Here is a 17,153-nt window from a genome sequence, read left to right as displayed (position 1 = left end):
TGGCGCTGGACTAAACAAAGGCCCCCTTTTAGGGGGCTCACACAAAGCCACCTTCTTTAGAAGGTGGTAATTTACTTGTAAGTGTACTGGAGGGCTCCATGGCTGTAGCTGCCAATAAACGTTCTGTGATGACTCTTTTCTCAAGTGCATCAGATTTGTATAGCCATCAGGTTCGCATTGTACTAGCTGAAAAAGGCGTAAGTGTTGAAGTTGAGCTTGTTGACGAAGCAAACCTTCCTGCTGAGCTTGTTGAGCTAAACCCATATAAATCAGTGCCAACTCTTGTTGACCGTGAGCTAGCTCTTTACGATTCAAAAATCATCATGGAGTACTTGGACGAGCGTTTCCCTCATCCACCTCTAATGCCGGTTTACCCTGTTGCTCGTGGCAACAGCCGCTTGATGATGTACCGTATCGAACGCAACTGGTATTCACTCGCTGAAAAAGTGATGAAAGGTAATGCGGAAGAATCAGAAAAAGCACGCACAAAGCTGCGTAATGATCTTCTGACGTTAGCGCCAATTTTTGCTGAATATGAGTACTTCATGAGCGAAGAATTCAGCTTGATCGATTGTTACCTAGCTCCACTATTGTGGCGTTTGCCTCAACTTGGTATCGATCTTGTTGGCCCTGGTTCAAAAGAAATCAAGGTATACATGAACCGCGTATTTGAACGTGATTCGTTCCTTGCTTCTTTGACTGAAGCTGAACGTGAAATGCGCCTAGTTCGCTAAGCGATTTAAAACACGTTATGGATATTGCAAAAATGACTGCTCGCCGCCCGTATATGCTTCGCGCATTTTACGACTGGTTAGTAGACAATGACTTGACTCCTCACTTGGTTGTGGATGCAACAATGCCAGGGGTGCGTGTCCCGGTTGAATTTATTCAAGATGGTCAAATTATTTTGAATATTGCGCCACGTGCAGTGGGTAATCTTGAGTTAGGTAATGATGCGATTACCTTCCATGCTCGCTTTAGCGGTCGTCCGCACTCAGTGATCGTGCCTGTGTATGCTGTTCAAGCTATTTATGCACGTGAGAATGGTGCTGGTACTATGTTTGAACCAGAAGAAGCGTACACTCACATCGAAGAAGAAGCGATGACCGAGGAAGAATCATCCCCATCGTTCACAACGGTTAGCGATGAGCCTTCTGAGTTAGTTTCTGATTCAGATGCCGAAGAGGACGATGCTCCTCGACCAAAAGGCAAACCAAGCTTAAGAGTGATTAAATAATAAAAAAGCAGCGTTACGCTGCTTTTTTCTTTTTAACTTGTTGAAGATGATTTCAAGCCAGACTTTGGAAATTACTCACTAATCGTAAAGACTTCGACGTTCTCTTCATTTTCTGTGCTTGCCTCACTTTCTATTGTTTGTACACCGTCACTCGGTAAGTCCACTTCAACAGGCTCCATTTCGCCGTATTGGAACCCTTTAATGACTTGTTTTACGCCTGAGATATTACGTGCGATTTCTGTCGCTCGATCGCCTTGCTCTGGCGTGACATAACCAAACAGAAAAACGTCGCCATCTTCGGTGATCACTTTAACCTTAACACCATTAAGCTCAGAATCAGTAAGCAAAGCTGACTTTACTTTGGTTGTGATCCAGCTGTCATTGCTAATCTGGGTAACAGTGAGTGGCTCTTTTTGTTTGATTTGATTGTGTATGACTTTTACACCACTAACTTCTCGAGCCCTTCGCTCTAAAGCAAGGATAAGGTCTTGTGTCGGAGCTTGTCCCATAAGGACTACAGTCCCATTATATGAACTGGCAACGACACGAACTTCACCTTTAAACGGTGCTTTATTGCCGATCGCCGCAACTTCGAATTCGATGTTATTGTCCTGCCAGATTTGTTTTGTCGTGCGTGTGTCCGTGACAATATTCGCTGTGGTTGCTGCACCTGCGATAAACAAACCTGCGCAACCACTTAAACTCAATGCTGTTAATAAGATAACAAGGCTACGTATCATAATTCTGACTCTCAGTCTTGGTTACTCTTCGTGAGCAGGGAAAAGCACTTGGTCAATAAGATCACAAAGGCAATGGAGTGTTACCATATGTACTTCGTGAATACGTGCAGTGCGGTGTGATGGAATACGAATTTCGACGTCGTTCTCACCGAGCAGTCCTGCCATCTCTCCGCCATCTTTTCCTGTTAGCGCGATAATCGTCATGTCTCGAGTTACGGCTGCTTCCATCGCTTTGATAATATTTTTACTGTTACCGCTAGTCGACATGGCAAGCAAAATGTCGCCTGGTTGACCAAACGCTCGTACCTGTTTTGAGAAGATTTCCTCGTAGTGGTAATCGTTGGCCACTGCGGTTAGGGTGGTATTATCGGCGGTTAAGGCCATTGCTGGTAGGCTAGGGCGCTCAGTTTCAAAACGGTTTAAAAGACAAGAAACAAATTGTTGAGCGTTTGAAGCACTGCCGCCATTACCACAACATAAAATTTTATTGCCATTAAGCAGGCTCGACACCATCGCTTGAGCTGCATGAGTAATGGCATCAGGCAGCGCCTCTGCTGCTGCGATTTGAATTTGAATACTTTCTGTAAAGCTGTCTTTAATGCTGTCTAGCATCGCTTATCCTTCAGAGATTGCGTTTTCTATCCAGTTGATATCTCGCCCATTATCATGAATGGCGATGACATCAAATCGATAATCGATATTGTGTTTTAAGCGCTTTTGTTGGCTAAGCCAAACTTGTGCTGTTTTGACTAGCTTGCGCATTTTAGCGTGCGTCACCATTTCTGCTGCCGAGCCAAAGTGATTGTTCTTACGGTATTTGACTTCAACAAACACAATAGTTTCACCTTGTTGGAAGATTAAATCAATCTCACCGACCTTAGTCAGAAAATTTTGTTCAATAAAGTTTAAGCCCTGGCGTTGTAAATATTGCTTCGCCAGAGCTTCATATTGATTTCCGATTTGGCGCTTGCTAAAGAGCCCCACGCTCAGCCCAGCTTAGCTCACGCTGTACAACACAATTATTGTCGATACTTAAAATACCGGTTTGGCCGCCAACTGAGTAGCCCGGAACGACCTTCATTTGTGGCAGCTCCCCAATCAATTTATACGCATCCATACCCAGTGCTTTCAAACGTTTTTCCATGTTAGATTGCTCTGACCACAGCTCGTTCATTTCAGCGGTCACGCTAGGGTCTGGGTCAATCAGTAATGGGATATCGCTGTAGATGATGCCTGTTAGATCTTCGTAAGTCGCGCCGCCACTGTTGCTACGCGAGCTAGAGAAAATTTGTGGCGCTTTGGCGTCTGGGTTAATCGCTACCTCAATAAATGGCTTGATCAAAGTCAGTTCCGTGCTTCTAGCAACAATATAAACCGCATCGACATCACGACGGCTACGTGGCTGTGTTTCAAGCTTGATACGCATTAGTGATTGCATCTGAGCAATACGTTGTTTGCTTTCTTGCAGACCAAATACTTCATTGATGTCTTTTTGAAGTTGGCGCTTGTCGCCAAAATAACTTGCTGCGACTTTATTAGAGCTGTACTTGCGCCATTCTTTGTTGAACGCTTCAGTTACGCGCTCACCAAAGCTGCCCTTTGGTGCCAGGATCAGAGGGAAGTTATAGCCTTCGCTGAACAAGTGTTTCGCTGCTTGTGCGGCTTCTTGTTCTGGTGATAATGCCAAGTAGCAAATATTGCTATCTGGTTGCACATCTTCGGGAATATTTAGCGCAAGGGCTGGAATCGTAGGACCATTTTCTGAGCCATCCATGGTTGTGTGCAATAGCTCAACGTTTTCTTTTTCTAGGGGACCAACAACAAAGTCGATGTTTTCATTGATCAAACGTTGTTTAATTTGGTCGGCGTTATACGCATTAGTGTCTATTACCGTGAGGGTAGCGCTTGGATCACGGTTACGATCATTCATCATCGCAAACACAAAACCATCACGAATTAATTGCGCTTGTGGCGAGAATTTACCAGTAAGCGGCAGTAACAAAGCGGTGTTGTTTGGTTTAACGATGTCTAGAGAGAGAATGTTTTGAATCTCTTCTGGTGTGTAGATAGCGGCTGGGTGCGATGGGTTCTCGTTTAACCAGCGTTCTAGGGTATTTTTTAGTTGAGATAAGTTGCCCGACAACGTTTTCGCATAAATAGCGAGTTGTAGCCAACCATCCAAAACATCTTCATTTGGCTCTGTTTCTAATGAGGTCAGTTCGTACTCGGAATAGCTGCCAAAGTTCATCCAAATACGGCTAGAAATCTCTCTCTGCTCCGCGGACGATGCATATTGGCCAAATGCAACCAGTTGGCGGTTTGCCTCAAACGCTTGGTTAAGACCTTGATAAGCGTCGGCACGCATCAAGTAATAGTCTTTCCATTGCTCATTTGGTAACTTCCACCAAGGTTTAAAATTCAACAATTGCAGCAACTGAGAGTAATTACCCTGTTTTTGCTGTATGGTCGCACGCGCTAGTTGCCACTCTGCTTGCTGAACTTCGGTTAACTGTTGACGAGCCAGGCGCTTGATCAACATTTCTGCTTGATCAAACTGGTTTGCTTGAATCGCGGCTTTGGTTGCCATGATCAACCAGTCATTTTGTAAACTGCCTTCCGTGCTATCAGCTTGGATCATATAGTTCTGAACAGACTGAGTAGGCTCAAGTGTTACATCAACGCCATCAGGCTGTCTTGGACCTGAAGAACAGGCGGCGAGCGTAATTGCTAGTGCAACAGGAGTAAGTATGCGTGGTACACTGAGTCTCTTATGGTTAATCATTGCCGTGAGTTCTCTATAATTTTGTACAAAATTGTCTCTATATTAATCGTTGAAGTGATGGTAAACAAATGACAGATAAAAATAAGTTGCCGAATGAGGGGCCAACTCTCTATATCGTACCGACTCCAATCGGAAATTTAGCGGATATCACCCAACGTGCTATCGAAATTCTGTCGACTGTGGACATCATTGCCGCTGAGGATACTCGACATACGGGCAAATTACTGTCTCACTTCAATATTCAAACCAAAACTTTTGCTCTACATGACCACAATGAGCAGCAAAAAGCACAAGTTTTGGTAGAAAAGCTGCTTTCCGGTCAGTCTATCGCATTAGTTTCTGACGCTGGTACGCCACTTATCAGCGACCCAGGATACCATTTGGTGACAAAATGTCGTCAAGCGGGCGTTAGAGTTGTGCCTCTTCCAGGTGCCTGTGCGGTCATTACGGCGTTAAGTGCCTCTGGCTTGCCATCTGATCGCTTTAGCTTCGAAGGTTTTTTACCACCGAAAAGCAAAGGTCGTAAGGATAAATTCCTAGAGATTGCTTCGGTAGAGCGTACGTGTATTTTTTACGAGTCACCGCACCGTATTTTAGACTCTCTACAAGACATGTTAGACGTTCTTGGCCCAGATAGAGAAGTTGTGTTGGCAAGAGAGCTAACAAAAACCTTTGAAACCATTCAAGGCATGCCGTTAGGTGAGCTGATTAAATGGGTGAAAAGTGACGATAACCAACAGCGTGGTGAAATGGTATTGTTGGTACATGGCCATCGTGAAACAACAGACGACTCACTACCTGAAGATGCTTTACGCACGTTAGGGATTTTGACCAAAGAGCTGCCTTTGAAAAAAGCAGCTGCTTTGGTGGCAGAAATACATAACTTGAAGAAGAATGCGCTATATAAATGGGGCTTAGAAAACTTAGACTAAGTGCCGCTAGCGAGATAAATGGTCAATGAGGGCTGATGTTTAGGAATCGGCCTTTTTATTATCTATTTTTGGCGCGCTGACTAAAAAGTAATCACTTAGTGCATTCATTTCATCATATCTGTGATCTAACTAGACTCTGAAGTGAGAACTCTATACAATCCGCCCTCGGAGCTGACTGGGTAGTCGCTGCTTTGTTGATGTCCTTCGGGAGACTGACGTCGAAGTCCCTTTGGGAGACTGACGTTGACGTCCTTCGGGAGACTGACAAAGGGGAGGAAAGTCCGGGCTTCATAGAGCAAGGTGCCAGGTAACGCCTGGGGGGCGCAAGCCTACGACAAGTGCAGCAGAGAGAAGACCGCCGATGGCCCGTAAGGGTACAGGTAAGGGTGAAAGGGTGCGGTAAGAGCGCACCGGACGACTAGCAATAGTTCGTAGCAGGGTAAACTCCACCTGAAGCAAGACCAAATAGGCCTCCACATTGCGTTGCTCGCGTAAGGAGGCGGGTAGGTTGCTCGAGCCAGTGAGTGATTGCTGGCCTAGACGAATGGCTACCGCCGCGCAAGCGGAACAGAACCCGGCTTATGTGTCGGCTCCACCTATTCGAGACCCATCTCTACTTCGGTAGTGATGGGTTTTTTGCATTTAATTGACGCAAACTATGTCATTACCAATAAACTTGGCGTAAATCACGTCTAACTTTAGACTTGTGGTGGCGATGATGTAGGAAATCAGTACACTAAAGAATCGCTTCAAGATCATTCAACGAGAAAGCTATGACCGAAACCTTCCAACATATTTCCGTGTTATTAAATGAATCCATTGATGGCTTAGCTATCAAACCAGACGGCGTCTATATTGATGGAACATTTGGCCGTGGCGGTCACAGCCGGACAATTCTATCTAAACTCGGTGAAAATGGCCGACTGTACAGTATCGACCGTGACCCTCAAGCGATCGCTGAGGCAGGCAAAATCAATGACCCTCGCTTCACCATTATTCATGGTCCATTTTCTGGTATTGCTGAGTATGCTGAAGAGTATGGGCTAGTTGGAAAAGTGGATGGTGTTCTTCTGGATTTAGGCGTTTCTTCTCCTCAGTTAGACGACGCAGAGCGTGGCTTTAGCTTTATGAAAGATGGTCCGCTAGATATGCGTATGGACCCGACATCAGGTATTCCAGTATCTCAATGGTTGATGGAAGCAGACCTCGATGATATCACTTGGGTCATTCGCGAGTTCGGGGAAGATAAACATGCGCGCCGTATTGCAAAAGCGATTGTTGCCTACCGTGAAGATGAAGAAAATGAGCCAATGGTTCGCACTGGTCAGCTGGCAAAATTGATTTCAGATGCCGCACCGAAAAGTTTTAAAGAGAAAAAACACCCTGCGACTCGTGCTTTCCAGGCTTTTCGTATTTACATCAACAGTGAGTTAGAAGAAATTGATACGGCACTTAAAGGCGCGGCGAGCATTCTTGCTCCTGAAGGCCGTTTATCTGTGATTAGCTTCCACTCTCTGGAAGACCGTATGGTCAAACGTTTTATCCGTAAAGAGAGCAAAGGGCCTGAAGTGCCACACGGTATTCCAATGACGGAAGAGCAAATTCGTGCTCTTGGTAGTGCGAATATGAAAGCGGTGAGCAAAGCGATTAAACCAAGCAAACAAGAAATTGAAATGAACCCTCGTTCGCGCAGCTCTGTGTTAAGAATTGCAGAAAAGCTTTAATTATTATGACGAAATCCACTCCTAATCTTGCTAAGTTGATTGCAACGGATCTCCTCACTGTTGGTCGCTGGCCATTACTGTTGTTGCTATTGATCGTGGCATCGGCAATGGGAGTGGTATTTGCTACCCACCATGCGCGTCAAGCGATCACCGAGAAAGACCATACGTTGGTTGAACGAGAACGATTAGATAGCGAATGGCGTAACTTAATGTTGGAAGAAACTGCCCTCGCGGAACACAGTCGTGTTCAAGACCTTGCCAAAAAAGAACTTGAAATGAAACGACCTGATGGCGATAAAGAAGTGGTTGTCACGCTCAAATGATTAGAAAAAAATCCAACACGAAACAAGCCAATAAGCGTAAACCTGTAGCAAAAGAGAAAGCGGCTACGGGGGATAAGAAAACCGATAACAAAGCAGTGAAAGTGGCGGTCGAAGAATCTTTCTTGATTCGTTGGCGCTTCCATCTATTACTGTTTTTTGTTTTTTGTGCATTTGCCCTTTTGGTGGCACGCGTAGCCTACATCCAAATCATTGAGCCAGATAACCTGATTAAACAAGGTGACCTACGTTCGGTTCGTGTTAAATCCATTCCTTCTGCTCGCGGTATTATTTCGGATCGAAATGGTGAGCCGCTTGCTGTCAGTGTACCGGTTGAGGCGGTTTGGGCAGATCCTGCCACGATATTTAAAGAAAACGCGTTAAGCCAGACCAAAAGTTGGCATGCATTAGCGGATGTTCTTGGTATTGACCGACAAGGGTTAATAGACAAAATCAAGCGCAATGAAAAACGCCGCTTTATCTACTTGCAGCGCCAGGTCAGTCCGGCCATGGCGAACTATATTCGTGAGCTAAAGCTGCCAGGTGTTGGCCTTAAGTCGGAATCTCGTCGTTATTATCCTGCAGGTGAGGTTAGTGCTCACTTAGTCGGTGTAACAGGCATTGACGGGCATGGCCTAGAAGGTGTGGAGCGTAGCTACGATGAATGGCTCACTGGCGCGGCGGGTAAGAAAACTATTCGTAAAGACCGTTATGGTCGTGTTGTGGAAAACATTGCTTGGCAAGACAAGCAAGAAGGTAAATCACTTCAGTTAACCATCGATCAGCGCCTACAGGCGATTGCGTATCGTGCGATTAAGCAAGCCGTTGCGGACCACCGCGCCACTTCAGGTTCCGTTGTCATGTTGGATGTAAAAACGGGCGCCGTATTGGCCATGGTTAATGCTCCTTCTTACAACCCTAACAATCGTAGCGATTGGCAAAGCTATCAAATGCGTAACCGAGTGATCACAGACTCAATGGAGCCCGGTTCGACCATTAAGCCTTTCGTTATTTTAGCCGCCTTAGAAAATGGGATAGCCGATAAAGATACCATCGTAGATACCGGTAATGGTGTCCTACGTTTAGGTGGTAGTCGAGTCAGAGATGTCTCTCGCGTAGGCAAAGCGAGCTTGACCACGATCCTTAAAAAGTCGAGTAATATCGGTGTGACGAAGCTAGCAATGCAAATGCCGGTAGAGGCGCTCCTAGGGTTGTACAGTTCAGTGGGTTTTGGTGAGCTTTCTGGCCTAAACCTAGTTGGGGAAGTGACGGGTATTTTTCCTACACGAACTCGTTGGTCGCCAATCGAGCGCGCCACGATTGCGTTTGGTTATGGTCTATCAATTACACCAATCCAGCTAGCCCATGCTTATGCGACGCTTGGAAACCTTGGCAAATACGAGCCTATTCATATTATCGAAAGCAATGATCATGACATGTCACGCCAAGTGGTGAGTGCGAAGTATGCGCGTCAAGTATTAGACATGTTGGAAACCGTAACTCAAAAAGGGGGCTCGGCTCGCAGAGCGGCAGTTCCTGGTTATCGAGTGGGAGCGAAAACAGGTACATCACGTAAAGCTTCTGCCGGTGGGTACAGCGATGAGTACATCACCTACACGGCTGGGCTTGCTCCGGTTAGCGATCCGCGAATTGCTTTAGTAGTGATCGTAAATGAGCCTCAAGGCGATGACTACTATGGTGGTTCGGTAGCGTCTCCTGTCTTCTCTGAAATCATGAAAGGCGCGCTACAAATACTCAATGTTGCACCTGACGAAAACAAATTCCAACAGTAAGCCCTGTGGTTTACTGAGCAAACAAAATTAAGAAAACCTGAGCCAAAGCTCGGAGAACAAATATGACTAAAGCCATCAGTATGGACGTGCTGCTTTCCCCTTGGGTGGATTGCCCTAGCTTATCGTCCGTTCTTGTTTCTGAATTGGAGCTCGACAGCCGAAGAGTTCAACCTGGAACCACGTTTGTAGCAGTGATTGGCCATGTTGTGGATGGGCGTAAATTCATTGCCTCTGCAATTGAGCAAGGTGCAAATGCAGCCCTGGCGCAAGCCTGCGATGTCAAAACACATGGTACGGTGGAAATCATTGATGATGTTCCCGTCATTTACATTGATAGGTTGGACCAACGTTTATCCGCAATTGCTGGAAAGATCTATGCTTACCCTGATATGGATTTGATTGGTGTCACCGGCACCAACGGCAAAACCACCATTACCCAGTTAATAGCGCAATGGCTAGAACTGCTTGACCATAAAGCGGCGGTAATGGGAACAACAGGAAATGGCTTCCTCAATAACTTGCAACAAGCTGCGAATACAACGGGGAATGCCGTTGAAATTCAGAAAACGCTCTCCTCTCTCGCAAATCAACAAGCCACATACACCGCGCTAGAAGTATCTTCTCATGGCCTGACGCAAGGTCGTGTCAAAGCATTATCATTTGCGGCGGGCGTGTTTACTAACTTAAGTCGTGACCACTTAGATTATCATGGCACGATGGAAGAGTATGCCAATGCAAAGCTTGGGTTGTTCACGCAACACCAATGTGAACGTGCCATTATCAATGTTGATGATGAAGTCGGTCATCAATGGGCGTCGCAGTTAAGTAATGCGATCGCTGTCTCGCTCAAGCCGAACACTGAATTTGAAAGCGCAATTTGGGCGACGGAAGTCAGTTACGCAGAGTCAGGGATTACTATTAAGTTCGATGGTAAATTTGGCTCAGGTGAATTGCACGCGCCATTGATTGGTGAGTTTAATGCAACCAACTTAATGCTCGCTTTTGCGACCTTATTAAGCTTAGGTAAAGAGAAACAAGCGTTACTCGAAACTGCAGGTCAACTGCAACCCGTACTCGGCCGAATGGAGTTATTCCAAACTGAGGATCGTGCCAAAGTCGTGGTCGATTATGCTCATACTCCTGATGCTTTAGAAAAAGCGCTGCAAGCTTTACGAGTTCATTGTGAAGGCCAGCTGTGGGCTATTTTTGGCTGCGGTGGCGATCGCGATGCAGGTAAGCGTCCAATGATGGCGGAAATTGCAGAGCGTCTGGGCGACAGAGTGGTGTTGACTGACGATAACCCACGCAGCGAAGACCCGGTTCAGATTGTGAAAGACATGTTAGCTGGGCTGTCAAAACCTGCTGAAGCGATTGTTCAGCATGACCGCTTCAAAGCACTGTCTTATGCCATTGAGAATGCTTCGCCAAACGACATTATCTTGTTAGCAGGGAAGGGCCATGAAGATTATCAGATTCGTAATGGCGAAACGATTCATTACTCCGACCGCGAGTCCGCAATGCAACTTTTAGGATTGACCTCATGATCAAAGTAACGTTATCTCAAATTGCAGACATCACTCGTGGTGAGCGATTCGGCGACGATCTACTTATTGACGCGGTTTCTACTGATACACGAACGATTGATCGTGGGGCTCTATTTGTGGCGTTAGTAGGGGAGCGCTTTGATGCGCACAACTTTTGCCAACAAGCGGTAGATGCAGGTGCCGGTGCTTTACTCGTAGAAAAACGCTTAGATGTGAATGTGCCGCAAATTGTGGTGTCGGATACCAAACTTGCATTGGGTGAGTTTGCTTCTTGGGTGCATCAAGCATGCAAAACACCTACCGTTGCCATCACCGGAAGTTGCGGTAAAACGACCGTAAAAGAAATGGTTGCGAGTATCCTGCAATTGAAAGGCAAAGTGTTATTCACGGCGGGTAACTTCAATAATGATATTGGTGTTCCGTTGACATTATTGCGCTCACAGCAGGATGATGATTATGCCGTGATTGAGCTTGGTGCTAATCATATAGGTGAAATTGCTTACACGACTCAGTTAGTAAAACCAGATATCGCGTTAGTGAACAATGTAGCCGCCGCTCACCTTGAAGGCTTTGGTTCTATCGATGGCGTGAAACAAGCCAAAGGTGAAATCTACCAAGGCCTTTCAGCTGGTGGTATTGCGATTGTTAACCTAGACAGCAATGGTGAAGCCAAGTGGGATGAAGTGTTAGCAGATAAGAAAGTCATTACTTTTTCACAAAGTAATACTGATGCAGACTTCTTCGCTTCTAACATCGTATTGAACGCCGCAGGTGAAGCAAGCTTTGACTTACATATCGCAGCAAGCTCACAAGAAATTGAACTGTCTCTGGGTATTATAGGTCAACACAACGTTGCGAATGCGATCGCTGCTTCTATTATTGCGTTACAAATGGGCGCCACATTAGAAGAGGTTCGCGCTGGCCTTAAACATTTGAACAAAGTGAAAGGTCGCGTCGAGGTTGAAGCGCTGAGCGAAAAGATAAAATTGATTGACGACAGCTACAACGCGAGCGTGCCAGCCATGAAAGCGGCAGTTGATTTATTGGCCGCTTTCCCAGGTCAACGCTGGCTGATTTTAGGTAATATGGCGGAATTGGGCGAGGAAAGTCTTGCACTTCATCGTCAAGTCGGGGAACATGCTGCCCCACAAAAATTTGAACATGTTCTCACATATGGTGCAGACGCCAAGGTGATCAGTGATCTTTGCCAAGGCATTCATTTTGAGACGCACCAAGAGATGATTGAATACATCAAGCAGCATCTAGACCAAGCCGTTCCTGAAAACCATACGATATTGGTGAAAGGAGCGAACGGTGCACGTATGTTTGAAGTCGCTGCTGCTTTGAAGGAGTATTATTAATGATTATTTGGCTTGCCGAGCTGCTACAGCCATACCTGTCTTTTTTCCGATTGTTTGAATACTTGTCTTTTCGAGCAATCCTAAGCGTATTAACCGCTCTAGGTCTGTCATTATGGATGGGACCAATCATGATCAAGCGTTTGCAAATGCTGCAAATTGGTCAGGTAGTACGTAACGAAGGTCCTGAATCTCACTTTAGTAAGCGTGGTACTCCAACTATGGGCGGTATCATGATCTTAGCGGCCATCTCAATCACGATTTTGCTATGGACAGACTTATCCAACCCATATGTATGGGCGGTATTGACGGTCTTGCTTGGCTACGGTGCAGTCGGATTTGTTGATGATTATCGTAAAGTGGTGCGAAAAAATACCGATGGTTTGATCGCGCGTTGGAAGTACTTCTGGCAGTCGTTGATCGCGTTTGTCGTCGCTTTCGCATTGTATGCTTACGGTAAAGACACAGCAGCAACTCAGCTAGTGGTGCCATTCTTTAAAGACATCATGCCGCAGCTTGGTTTGATGTATATCATTCTGACTTACTTTGTCATTGTAGGTACAAGTAACGCGGTTAACCTGACTGATGGTCTAGACGGTTTGGCAATCATGCCAACGGTTCTTGTTGCAGCAGGCTTCGCGGTTATTGCATGGGCGACCGGTAACGTTAACTTCTCTGAATACCTTCATATACCATACTTACCACATGCTTCTGAGTTAGTTGTCGTATGTACAGCAATCGTAGGTGCAGGCCTTGGTTTCTTGTGGTTTAACACTTACCCAGCACAAGTGTTCATGGGCGATGTAGGTTCACTAGCGCTTGGCGGTGCATTGGGCACCATTGCTGTTCTAGTTCGTCAAGAGTTGGTGTTGGTGATCATGGGTGGCGTATTTGTAATGGAAACGCTATCAGTCATCCTGCAGGTAGGTTCTTACAAATTACGTGGTCAGCGCATTTTCCGTATGGCACCAATTCACCACCACTACGAATTGAAAGGTTGGCCAGAACCTCGCGTAATCGTGCGCTTCTGGATTATTTCTATGGTTCTTGTTCTGATTGGTCTTGCGACATTGAAAGTGCGTTAATCGCGCTTTCCAAGAACAAGATTTACAGTGTGATCAAATATGGAACGTTGGCAAAACATACATAGTGTTGTCGTCGTAGGGCTCGGTATTACCGGGCTCTCTGTCGTTAAACACCTAAGAAAAAATCAGCCACAACTTGTGGTCAAAGTCATTGATACTCGTGTAAACCCTCCAGGTGCAGAGCGCTTGCCGGAAAGTGTTCAACTGCATAGTGGTGGTTGGAATACGGACTGGCTTTCTGACGCGGATCTTATCGTGACCAACCCTGGTATTGCGCTAGCGACACCAGAGATCCAAGCCGTCTTAGCAAAAGGTACGGCAGTAGTTGGTGATATCGAGTTATTCGCTTGGGCGGTGCAGAAACCCGTAATTGCGATTACGGGCTCAAACGGTAAGAGCACAGTAACCGACCTCACAGGTGTGATGGCTAAGGCTGCAGGTTTGGATGTTGGCGTTGGTGGTAACATCGGTGTGCCTGCACTGGATTTGTTAGAACAAGACGCAGACCTATATGTACTCGAACTCTCGAGCTTCCAGTTAGAAACGACGTCAAGCTTAAAGCTCAAAGCCGCTGCGTTTCTGAATCTTTCTGAAGATCATATGGATCGTTATCAAGGCATGTCTGACTATCGACAAGCTAAGTTGCGTATTTTTAACCATGCTGCTCTTGCAGTCGTGAACCGTGATGATCAAGACACCTTCCCAGACGCAGAGATGCCATTGGTGACATTTGGCAGCGACAATCAGGACTTTGGTCTCGAGGTGGATGGCAACCGTACTTGGCTGCTCGATCACGGTCAACGAGTTGTCGCAAGTGATGAGCTTAAGTTGGTTGGTAAGCACAACTTATCTAACGCTCTGGTTGCTTTAGCGCTATTAAAAGCTGCGGACGTAAACTATCACAACGCATTGAATGCACTAAAAAATTACACGGGACTGACACACCGATGCCAGGTGGTTGCGGATAATCAAGGCGTCAAATGGGTGAATGACTCTAAAGCAACTAATATTGCCAGCACTATGGCTGCGCTATCTGGTTTGGAATCGACAGGCAAGCTCTACTTACTCGTTGGTGGTGTTGGCAAAGGTGCTGACTTCTCGCCATTAAAACCGATCTTCGCGACGCTTAACTTGCAACTGTGTTGCTTTGGCGCTGATGGCGATGAATTTATGCCACTGCATGAATCTGCAATACGTTTCGACACTATGGAAGATGTGATTCAACAAGTATCTTCGCAGTTAAAACCAGGTGATATGGTGATGCTGTCTCCTGCATGTGCTAGCTTTGATCAATTCGACAACTTTATGGCAAGAGGTGATGCTTTCGCTGCTCTTGCTCAGAAATATGCATAATTAAAGGTTACACACTTCGTGGGTTTAGGTAACGTTAAACGCAGTATTGGCAATTGGCTCAAGCATCCAGCCCCAGAGGCGATGTTTGATCGTCAGTTAGTGTGGATTGCACTGGGTTTGATGTTGACTGGTTTGGTCATGGTAACCTCTGCATCATTTCCAATCAGCTCTCGATTAACGGAACAGCCGTTCCACTTTATGTTTCGTCATGCGACGTTTCTCGTGCTGGCGTTAGGGACCTCCGCTGTTATTTTGCAAGTGCCTTTGCAAGAGTGGTTTAAGAAGAGCCATTACTTACTTTGGGCTTCTTTCGCACTGTTGATCATCGTGCTCTTGGCGGGTAAGTCGGTTAATGGTGCGTCTCGTTGGATTCCCCTTGGGCTGTTTAACCTTCAGCCAGCGGAAGTCGCGAAGCTATCGCTGTTTATCTTCATGTCTGGTTACTTAGTTCGAAAGCAAGACGAAGTACGACAAACGTTCTTTGGTGGCTTTATGAAGCCAATCATGGTGTTTGCCTTCTTCGCAGTATTACTACTTGGTCAGCCAGACTTGGGGACGGTCGTCGTGATGCTGGTCACGCTGTTTGGCATGCTTTTTATCGCAGGTGCAAAACTAACCCAGTTTCTCGCCTTGATGGTGGCAGGTATCGGCGCTGTGGTAGGTTTGATTCTCGTCGAGCCATACCGTATGCGACGAGTAACCTCCTTCCTTGACCCGTGGGAAGACCCATTTGGCAGTGGCTATCAGTTGACTCAGTCTTTGATGGCGTTTGGTCGTGGTGAATGGTTCGGTCAAGGTCTCGGTAATTCAATTCAAAAACTGGAATATCTACCGGAAGCACATACCGACTTTGTGTTTGCCGTACTTGCTGAAGAGCTTGGTTTCGTGGGCGTAGTGTTGGTCTTAATGCTGATTTTTAGCTTGGTGCTAAAAGCGGTTTACATCGGAAAGCGTGCATTTGAAGAAGGCGAAATGTTCGGTGGTTATCTTGCTTTCGGAATTGGTATTTGGTTTGCGTTTCAAACCTTGGTTAATGTTGGAGCTGCCGCCGGTATTGTTCCAACTAAAGGTTTAACACTCCCACTCATCAGTTATGGTGGTTCTAGTCTAATAATTATGTCCGTCGCAGTGTCCATATTACTGCGTATCGATTACGAATGCCGCTTGAAACGCGAGCAACAACAATCAGAACAACAAGCTAATGAAACAAAATAAACGTTTGATGGTGATGGCTGGTGGTACTGGCGGTCACGTATTCCCAGGTTTGGCGGTAGCAAAACAGCTTCAAGAGCAAGGTTGGGAGATCCGTTGGTTAGGTACGGCGGATCGAATGGAAGCGGATTTGGTGCCAAAACATGGCATTGAAATCGACTTTATCAAAGTGAAAGGGTTACGAGGTCAAGGCGTTAAACGTCTTCTTGCAGCACCATTTCAAATTATCAATGCCATCATGCAGGCTCGTGCTCACATGAAACGCTGGCAGCCAGACGCAGTGCTTGGTATGGGCGGTTATGTTAGCGGCCCGGGTGGTATTGCCGCTTGGATGAGTGGTATTCCTGTTGTTCTGCATGAACAAAATGCAGTAGCAGGTTTAACGAACCAATGGTTATCGAAAATCGCTAAGAAGGTTTTTCAGGCTTTCCCAGGCGCTTTTCCAAATGCCGAAGTGGTTGGGAACCCAGTTCGTGAAGACGTGACTCAATTAGCAGCGCCAACTGAGCGCATGCAAGAGCGCCAAGGTCCAATTCGCATTTTGGTGATGGGTGGCAGCCAAGGCGCACGTATTCTTAACCAAACTCTGCCAGAAGTGATGTCGAAATTGGGCGAAGATTACTGTATTCGTCATCAAGCGGGTAAAGGTGCCGCCGAAGAAGTGAATGCAGCATACCAAGCTAATGGTGTGGTAAATGCAGAAGTAATGGAATTCATTGATGACGTTGCAGAAGCTTACGCATGGGCTGACCTTTTAGTTTGTCGCTCTGGAGCGTTAACCGTATCTGAAGTCTCGGCGGCAGGTGTAGGCGCTATTTTTGTTCCATTCATGCACAAAGACCGCCAGCAAGCACTTAATGCAGACCACTTGGTGGATTGCGGCGCGGCGAAAATGATTGAACAACCAGATTTAACCGTTGAGTCTCTGACTCTGCAGATCCAACAATTGGATCGCCAAGCTTTACTTACAATGGCTGAGCAAGCGCGTGGCGCTGCAAAATTGAATGCTGACCGAGTTGTCGCACAAGCCATTGTCGCTTTGACCGAAAAGCGTTAACCGAATTATTGAGAAT

The 17,153-nt window shown here is 46.2% G+C and carries 16 protein-coding genes and 1 other RNA gene; 13 read left to right on the top strand and 4 right to left on the bottom strand.

Annotated features, from left to right (window positions below):
* Window positions 1–98: 98 nt before the first annotated feature.
* Together sspA and sspB are read left to right on the top strand one after the other, a co-directional pair.
* Window positions 99–734, top strand: a complete 636-nt coding sequence (gene sspA / locus R7Q11_RS17615; RefSeq protein ID WP_005372897.1) for a stringent starvation protein SspA — start codon at window positions 99–101, stop codon at window positions 732–734.
* A 17-nt stretch (window positions 735–751) separates the two neighbouring features.
* Window positions 752–1,237 (top strand): ClpXP protease specificity-enhancing factor, encoded by a 486-nt coding sequence (sspB, locus tag R7Q11_RS17610; protein ID WP_005387408.1) that lies wholly within the window; start codon window positions 752–754, stop codon window positions 1,235–1,237.
* Between the two features lie 71 nt (window positions 1,238–1,308).
* Here the strand turns inward: sspB and R7Q11_RS17605 are convergent, their stop codons facing one another.
* From R7Q11_RS17605 to R7Q11_RS17590, 4 genes are read right to left on the bottom strand one after another with little or no spacing between them, the layout of a single operon-like run.
* Window positions 1,309–1,977 (bottom strand): BON domain-containing protein, encoded by a 669-nt coding sequence (locus R7Q11_RS17605; protein ID WP_025768401.1) that lies wholly within the window; start codon window positions 1,975–1,977, stop codon window positions 1,309–1,311.
* A 21-nt stretch (window positions 1,978–1,998) separates the two neighbouring features.
* A complete protein-coding gene (locus R7Q11_RS17600; protein ID WP_225466623.1) occupies window positions 1,999–2,589 on the bottom strand; it encodes a phosphoheptose isomerase in 591 nt (196 codons plus the stop codon).
* 3 nt (window positions 2,590–2,592) lie between these two features.
* Window positions 2,593–2,961: a YraN family protein gene (locus tag R7Q11_RS17595; protein ID WP_005372903.1), complete on the bottom strand. Its 369-nt coding sequence runs from the start codon at window positions 2,959–2,961 to the stop codon at window positions 2,593–2,595.
* Window positions 2,948–4,759: a penicillin-binding protein activator gene (locus R7Q11_RS17590; RefSeq protein ID WP_005372905.1), complete on the bottom strand. Its 1,812-nt coding sequence runs from the start codon at window positions 4,757–4,759 to the stop codon at window positions 2,948–2,950. Before R7Q11_RS17590 ends, R7Q11_RS17595 begins: the two co-directional genes overlap by 14 nt.
* Window positions 4,760–4,827: 68 nt before the next feature.
* On the opposite strand from R7Q11_RS17590, the gene rsmI reads away from it, so the two are divergent.
* From rsmI to murG, 11 genes are all read left to right on the top strand, one after another.
* Window positions 4,828–5,691: a 16S rRNA (cytidine(1402)-2'-O)-methyltransferase gene (rsmI, locus tag R7Q11_RS17585; protein WP_047101994.1), complete on the top strand. Its 864-nt coding sequence runs from the start codon at window positions 4,828–4,830 to the stop codon at window positions 5,689–5,691.
* Window positions 5,692–5,858: 167 nt separating this feature from the next.
* Window positions 5,859–6,289: RNase P RNA component class A (gene rnpB / locus R7Q11_RS17580), an RNA gene on the top strand.
* Window positions 6,290–6,464: 175 nt separating this feature from the next.
* On the top strand, window positions 6,465–7,415 hold the full coding sequence (rsmH, locus tag R7Q11_RS17575; RefSeq protein ID WP_017633610.1) for a 16S rRNA (cytosine(1402)-N(4))-methyltransferase RsmH: 951 nt from the start codon (window positions 6,465–6,467) through the stop codon (window positions 7,413–7,415).
* Between the two features lie 5 nt (window positions 7,416–7,420).
* Window positions 7,421–7,738 (top strand): cell division protein FtsL, encoded by a 318-nt coding sequence (gene ftsL, locus R7Q11_RS17570; RefSeq protein ID WP_005372920.1) that lies wholly within the window; start codon window positions 7,421–7,423, stop codon window positions 7,736–7,738.
* Entirely contained in the window at window positions 7,735–9,528 is a 1,794-nt protein-coding gene (locus R7Q11_RS17565) for a penicillin-binding transpeptidase domain-containing protein (protein ID WP_086046525.1), read from the top strand. Before ftsL ends, R7Q11_RS17565 begins: the two co-directional genes overlap by 4 nt.
* A 62-nt stretch (window positions 9,529–9,590) precedes the next feature.
* A complete protein-coding gene (gene murE, locus R7Q11_RS17560) occupies window positions 9,591–11,072 on the top strand; it encodes a UDP-N-acetylmuramoyl-L-alanyl-D-glutamate--2,6-diaminopimelate ligase (RefSeq protein ID WP_225466622.1) in 1,482 nt (493 codons plus the stop codon).
* Window positions 11,069–12,433 carry a UDP-N-acetylmuramoyl-tripeptide--D-alanyl-D-alanine ligase gene (locus R7Q11_RS17555; protein ID WP_005387401.1) on the top strand — a complete coding sequence of 455 codons (1,365 nt, stop codon included), beginning with the start codon at window positions 11,069–11,071 and terminating at the stop codon, window positions 12,431–12,433. Before murE ends, R7Q11_RS17555 begins: the two co-directional genes overlap by 4 nt.
* Window positions 12,433–13,515, top strand: coding sequence for a phospho-N-acetylmuramoyl-pentapeptide-transferase (mraY, locus tag R7Q11_RS17550; protein ID WP_005372931.1), 1,083 nt, complete (start codon window positions 12,433–12,435; stop codon window positions 13,513–13,515). Before R7Q11_RS17555 ends, mraY begins: the two co-directional genes overlap by 1 nt.
* A 39-nt stretch (window positions 13,516–13,554) precedes the next feature.
* A complete protein-coding gene (gene murD, locus R7Q11_RS17545; protein WP_053304337.1) occupies window positions 13,555–14,868 on the top strand; it encodes a UDP-N-acetylmuramoyl-L-alanine--D-glutamate ligase in 1,314 nt (437 codons plus the stop codon).
* Window positions 14,869–14,886: 18 nt separating this feature from the next.
* Window positions 14,887–16,083 carry a cell division protein FtsW gene (gene ftsW / locus R7Q11_RS17540; protein WP_005372933.1) on the top strand — a complete coding sequence of 399 codons (1,197 nt, stop codon included), beginning with the start codon at window positions 14,887–14,889 and terminating at the stop codon, window positions 16,081–16,083.
* Entirely contained in the window at window positions 16,070–17,137 is a 1,068-nt protein-coding gene (gene murG, locus R7Q11_RS17535; RefSeq protein ID WP_031781122.1) for an undecaprenyldiphospho-muramoylpentapeptide beta-N-acetylglucosaminyltransferase, read from the top strand. Before ftsW ends, murG begins: the two co-directional genes overlap by 14 nt.
* Window positions 17,138–17,153 lie beyond the last annotated feature (16 nt).

This window comes from Vibrio sp. 970, from assembly GCF_033339075.1.
Note: the sequence above shows the minus strand (reverse complement) of the source record. Positions and strands in the feature narration are given on the sequence as shown.

Coding starts and splice junctions, on each gene's coding strand:
- sspB (WP_005387408.1), top strand. CDS start 752: ATGGATATTGCAAAAATGACTGCTCGCCGCCCGTATATGCTTCGCGCA.
- murE (WP_225466622.1), top strand. CDS start 9,591: ATGACTAAAGCCATCAGTATGGACGTGCTGCTTTCCCCTTGGGTGGAT.
- R7Q11_RS17605 (WP_025768401.1), bottom strand. CDS start 1,977: ATGATACGTAGCCTTGTTATCTTATTAACAGCATTGAGTTTAAGTGGT.
- R7Q11_RS17565 (WP_086046525.1), top strand. CDS start 7,735: ATGATTAGAAAAAAATCCAACACGAAACAAGCCAATAAGCGTAAACCT.
- R7Q11_RS17555 (WP_005387401.1), top strand. CDS start 11,069: ATGATCAAAGTAACGTTATCTCAAATTGCAGACATCACTCGTGGTGAG.
- rsmH (WP_017633610.1), top strand. CDS start 6,465: ATGACCGAAACCTTCCAACATATTTCCGTGTTATTAAATGAATCCATT.
- R7Q11_RS17590 (WP_005372905.1), bottom strand. CDS start 4,759: ATGATTAACCATAAGAGACTCAGTGTACCACGCATACTTACTCCTGTT.
- ftsL (WP_005372920.1), top strand. CDS start 7,421: ATGACGAAATCCACTCCTAATCTTGCTAAGTTGATTGCAACGGATCTC.
- R7Q11_RS17600 (WP_225466623.1), bottom strand. CDS start 2,589: ATGCTAGACAGCATTAAAGACAGCTTTACAGAAAGTATTCAAATTCAA.
- sspA (WP_005372897.1), top strand. CDS start 99: ATGGCTGTAGCTGCCAATAAACGTTCTGTGATGACTCTTTTCTCAAGT.
- mraY (WP_005372931.1), top strand. CDS start 12,433: ATGATTATTTGGCTTGCCGAGCTGCTACAGCCATACCTGTCTTTTTTC.
- murD (WP_053304337.1), top strand. CDS start 13,555: ATGGAACGTTGGCAAAACATACATAGTGTTGTCGTCGTAGGGCTCGGT.
- rsmI (WP_047101994.1), top strand. CDS start 4,828: ATGACAGATAAAAATAAGTTGCCGAATGAGGGGCCAACTCTCTATATC.
- murG (WP_031781122.1), top strand. CDS start 16,070: ATGAAACAAAATAAACGTTTGATGGTGATGGCTGGTGGTACTGGCGGT.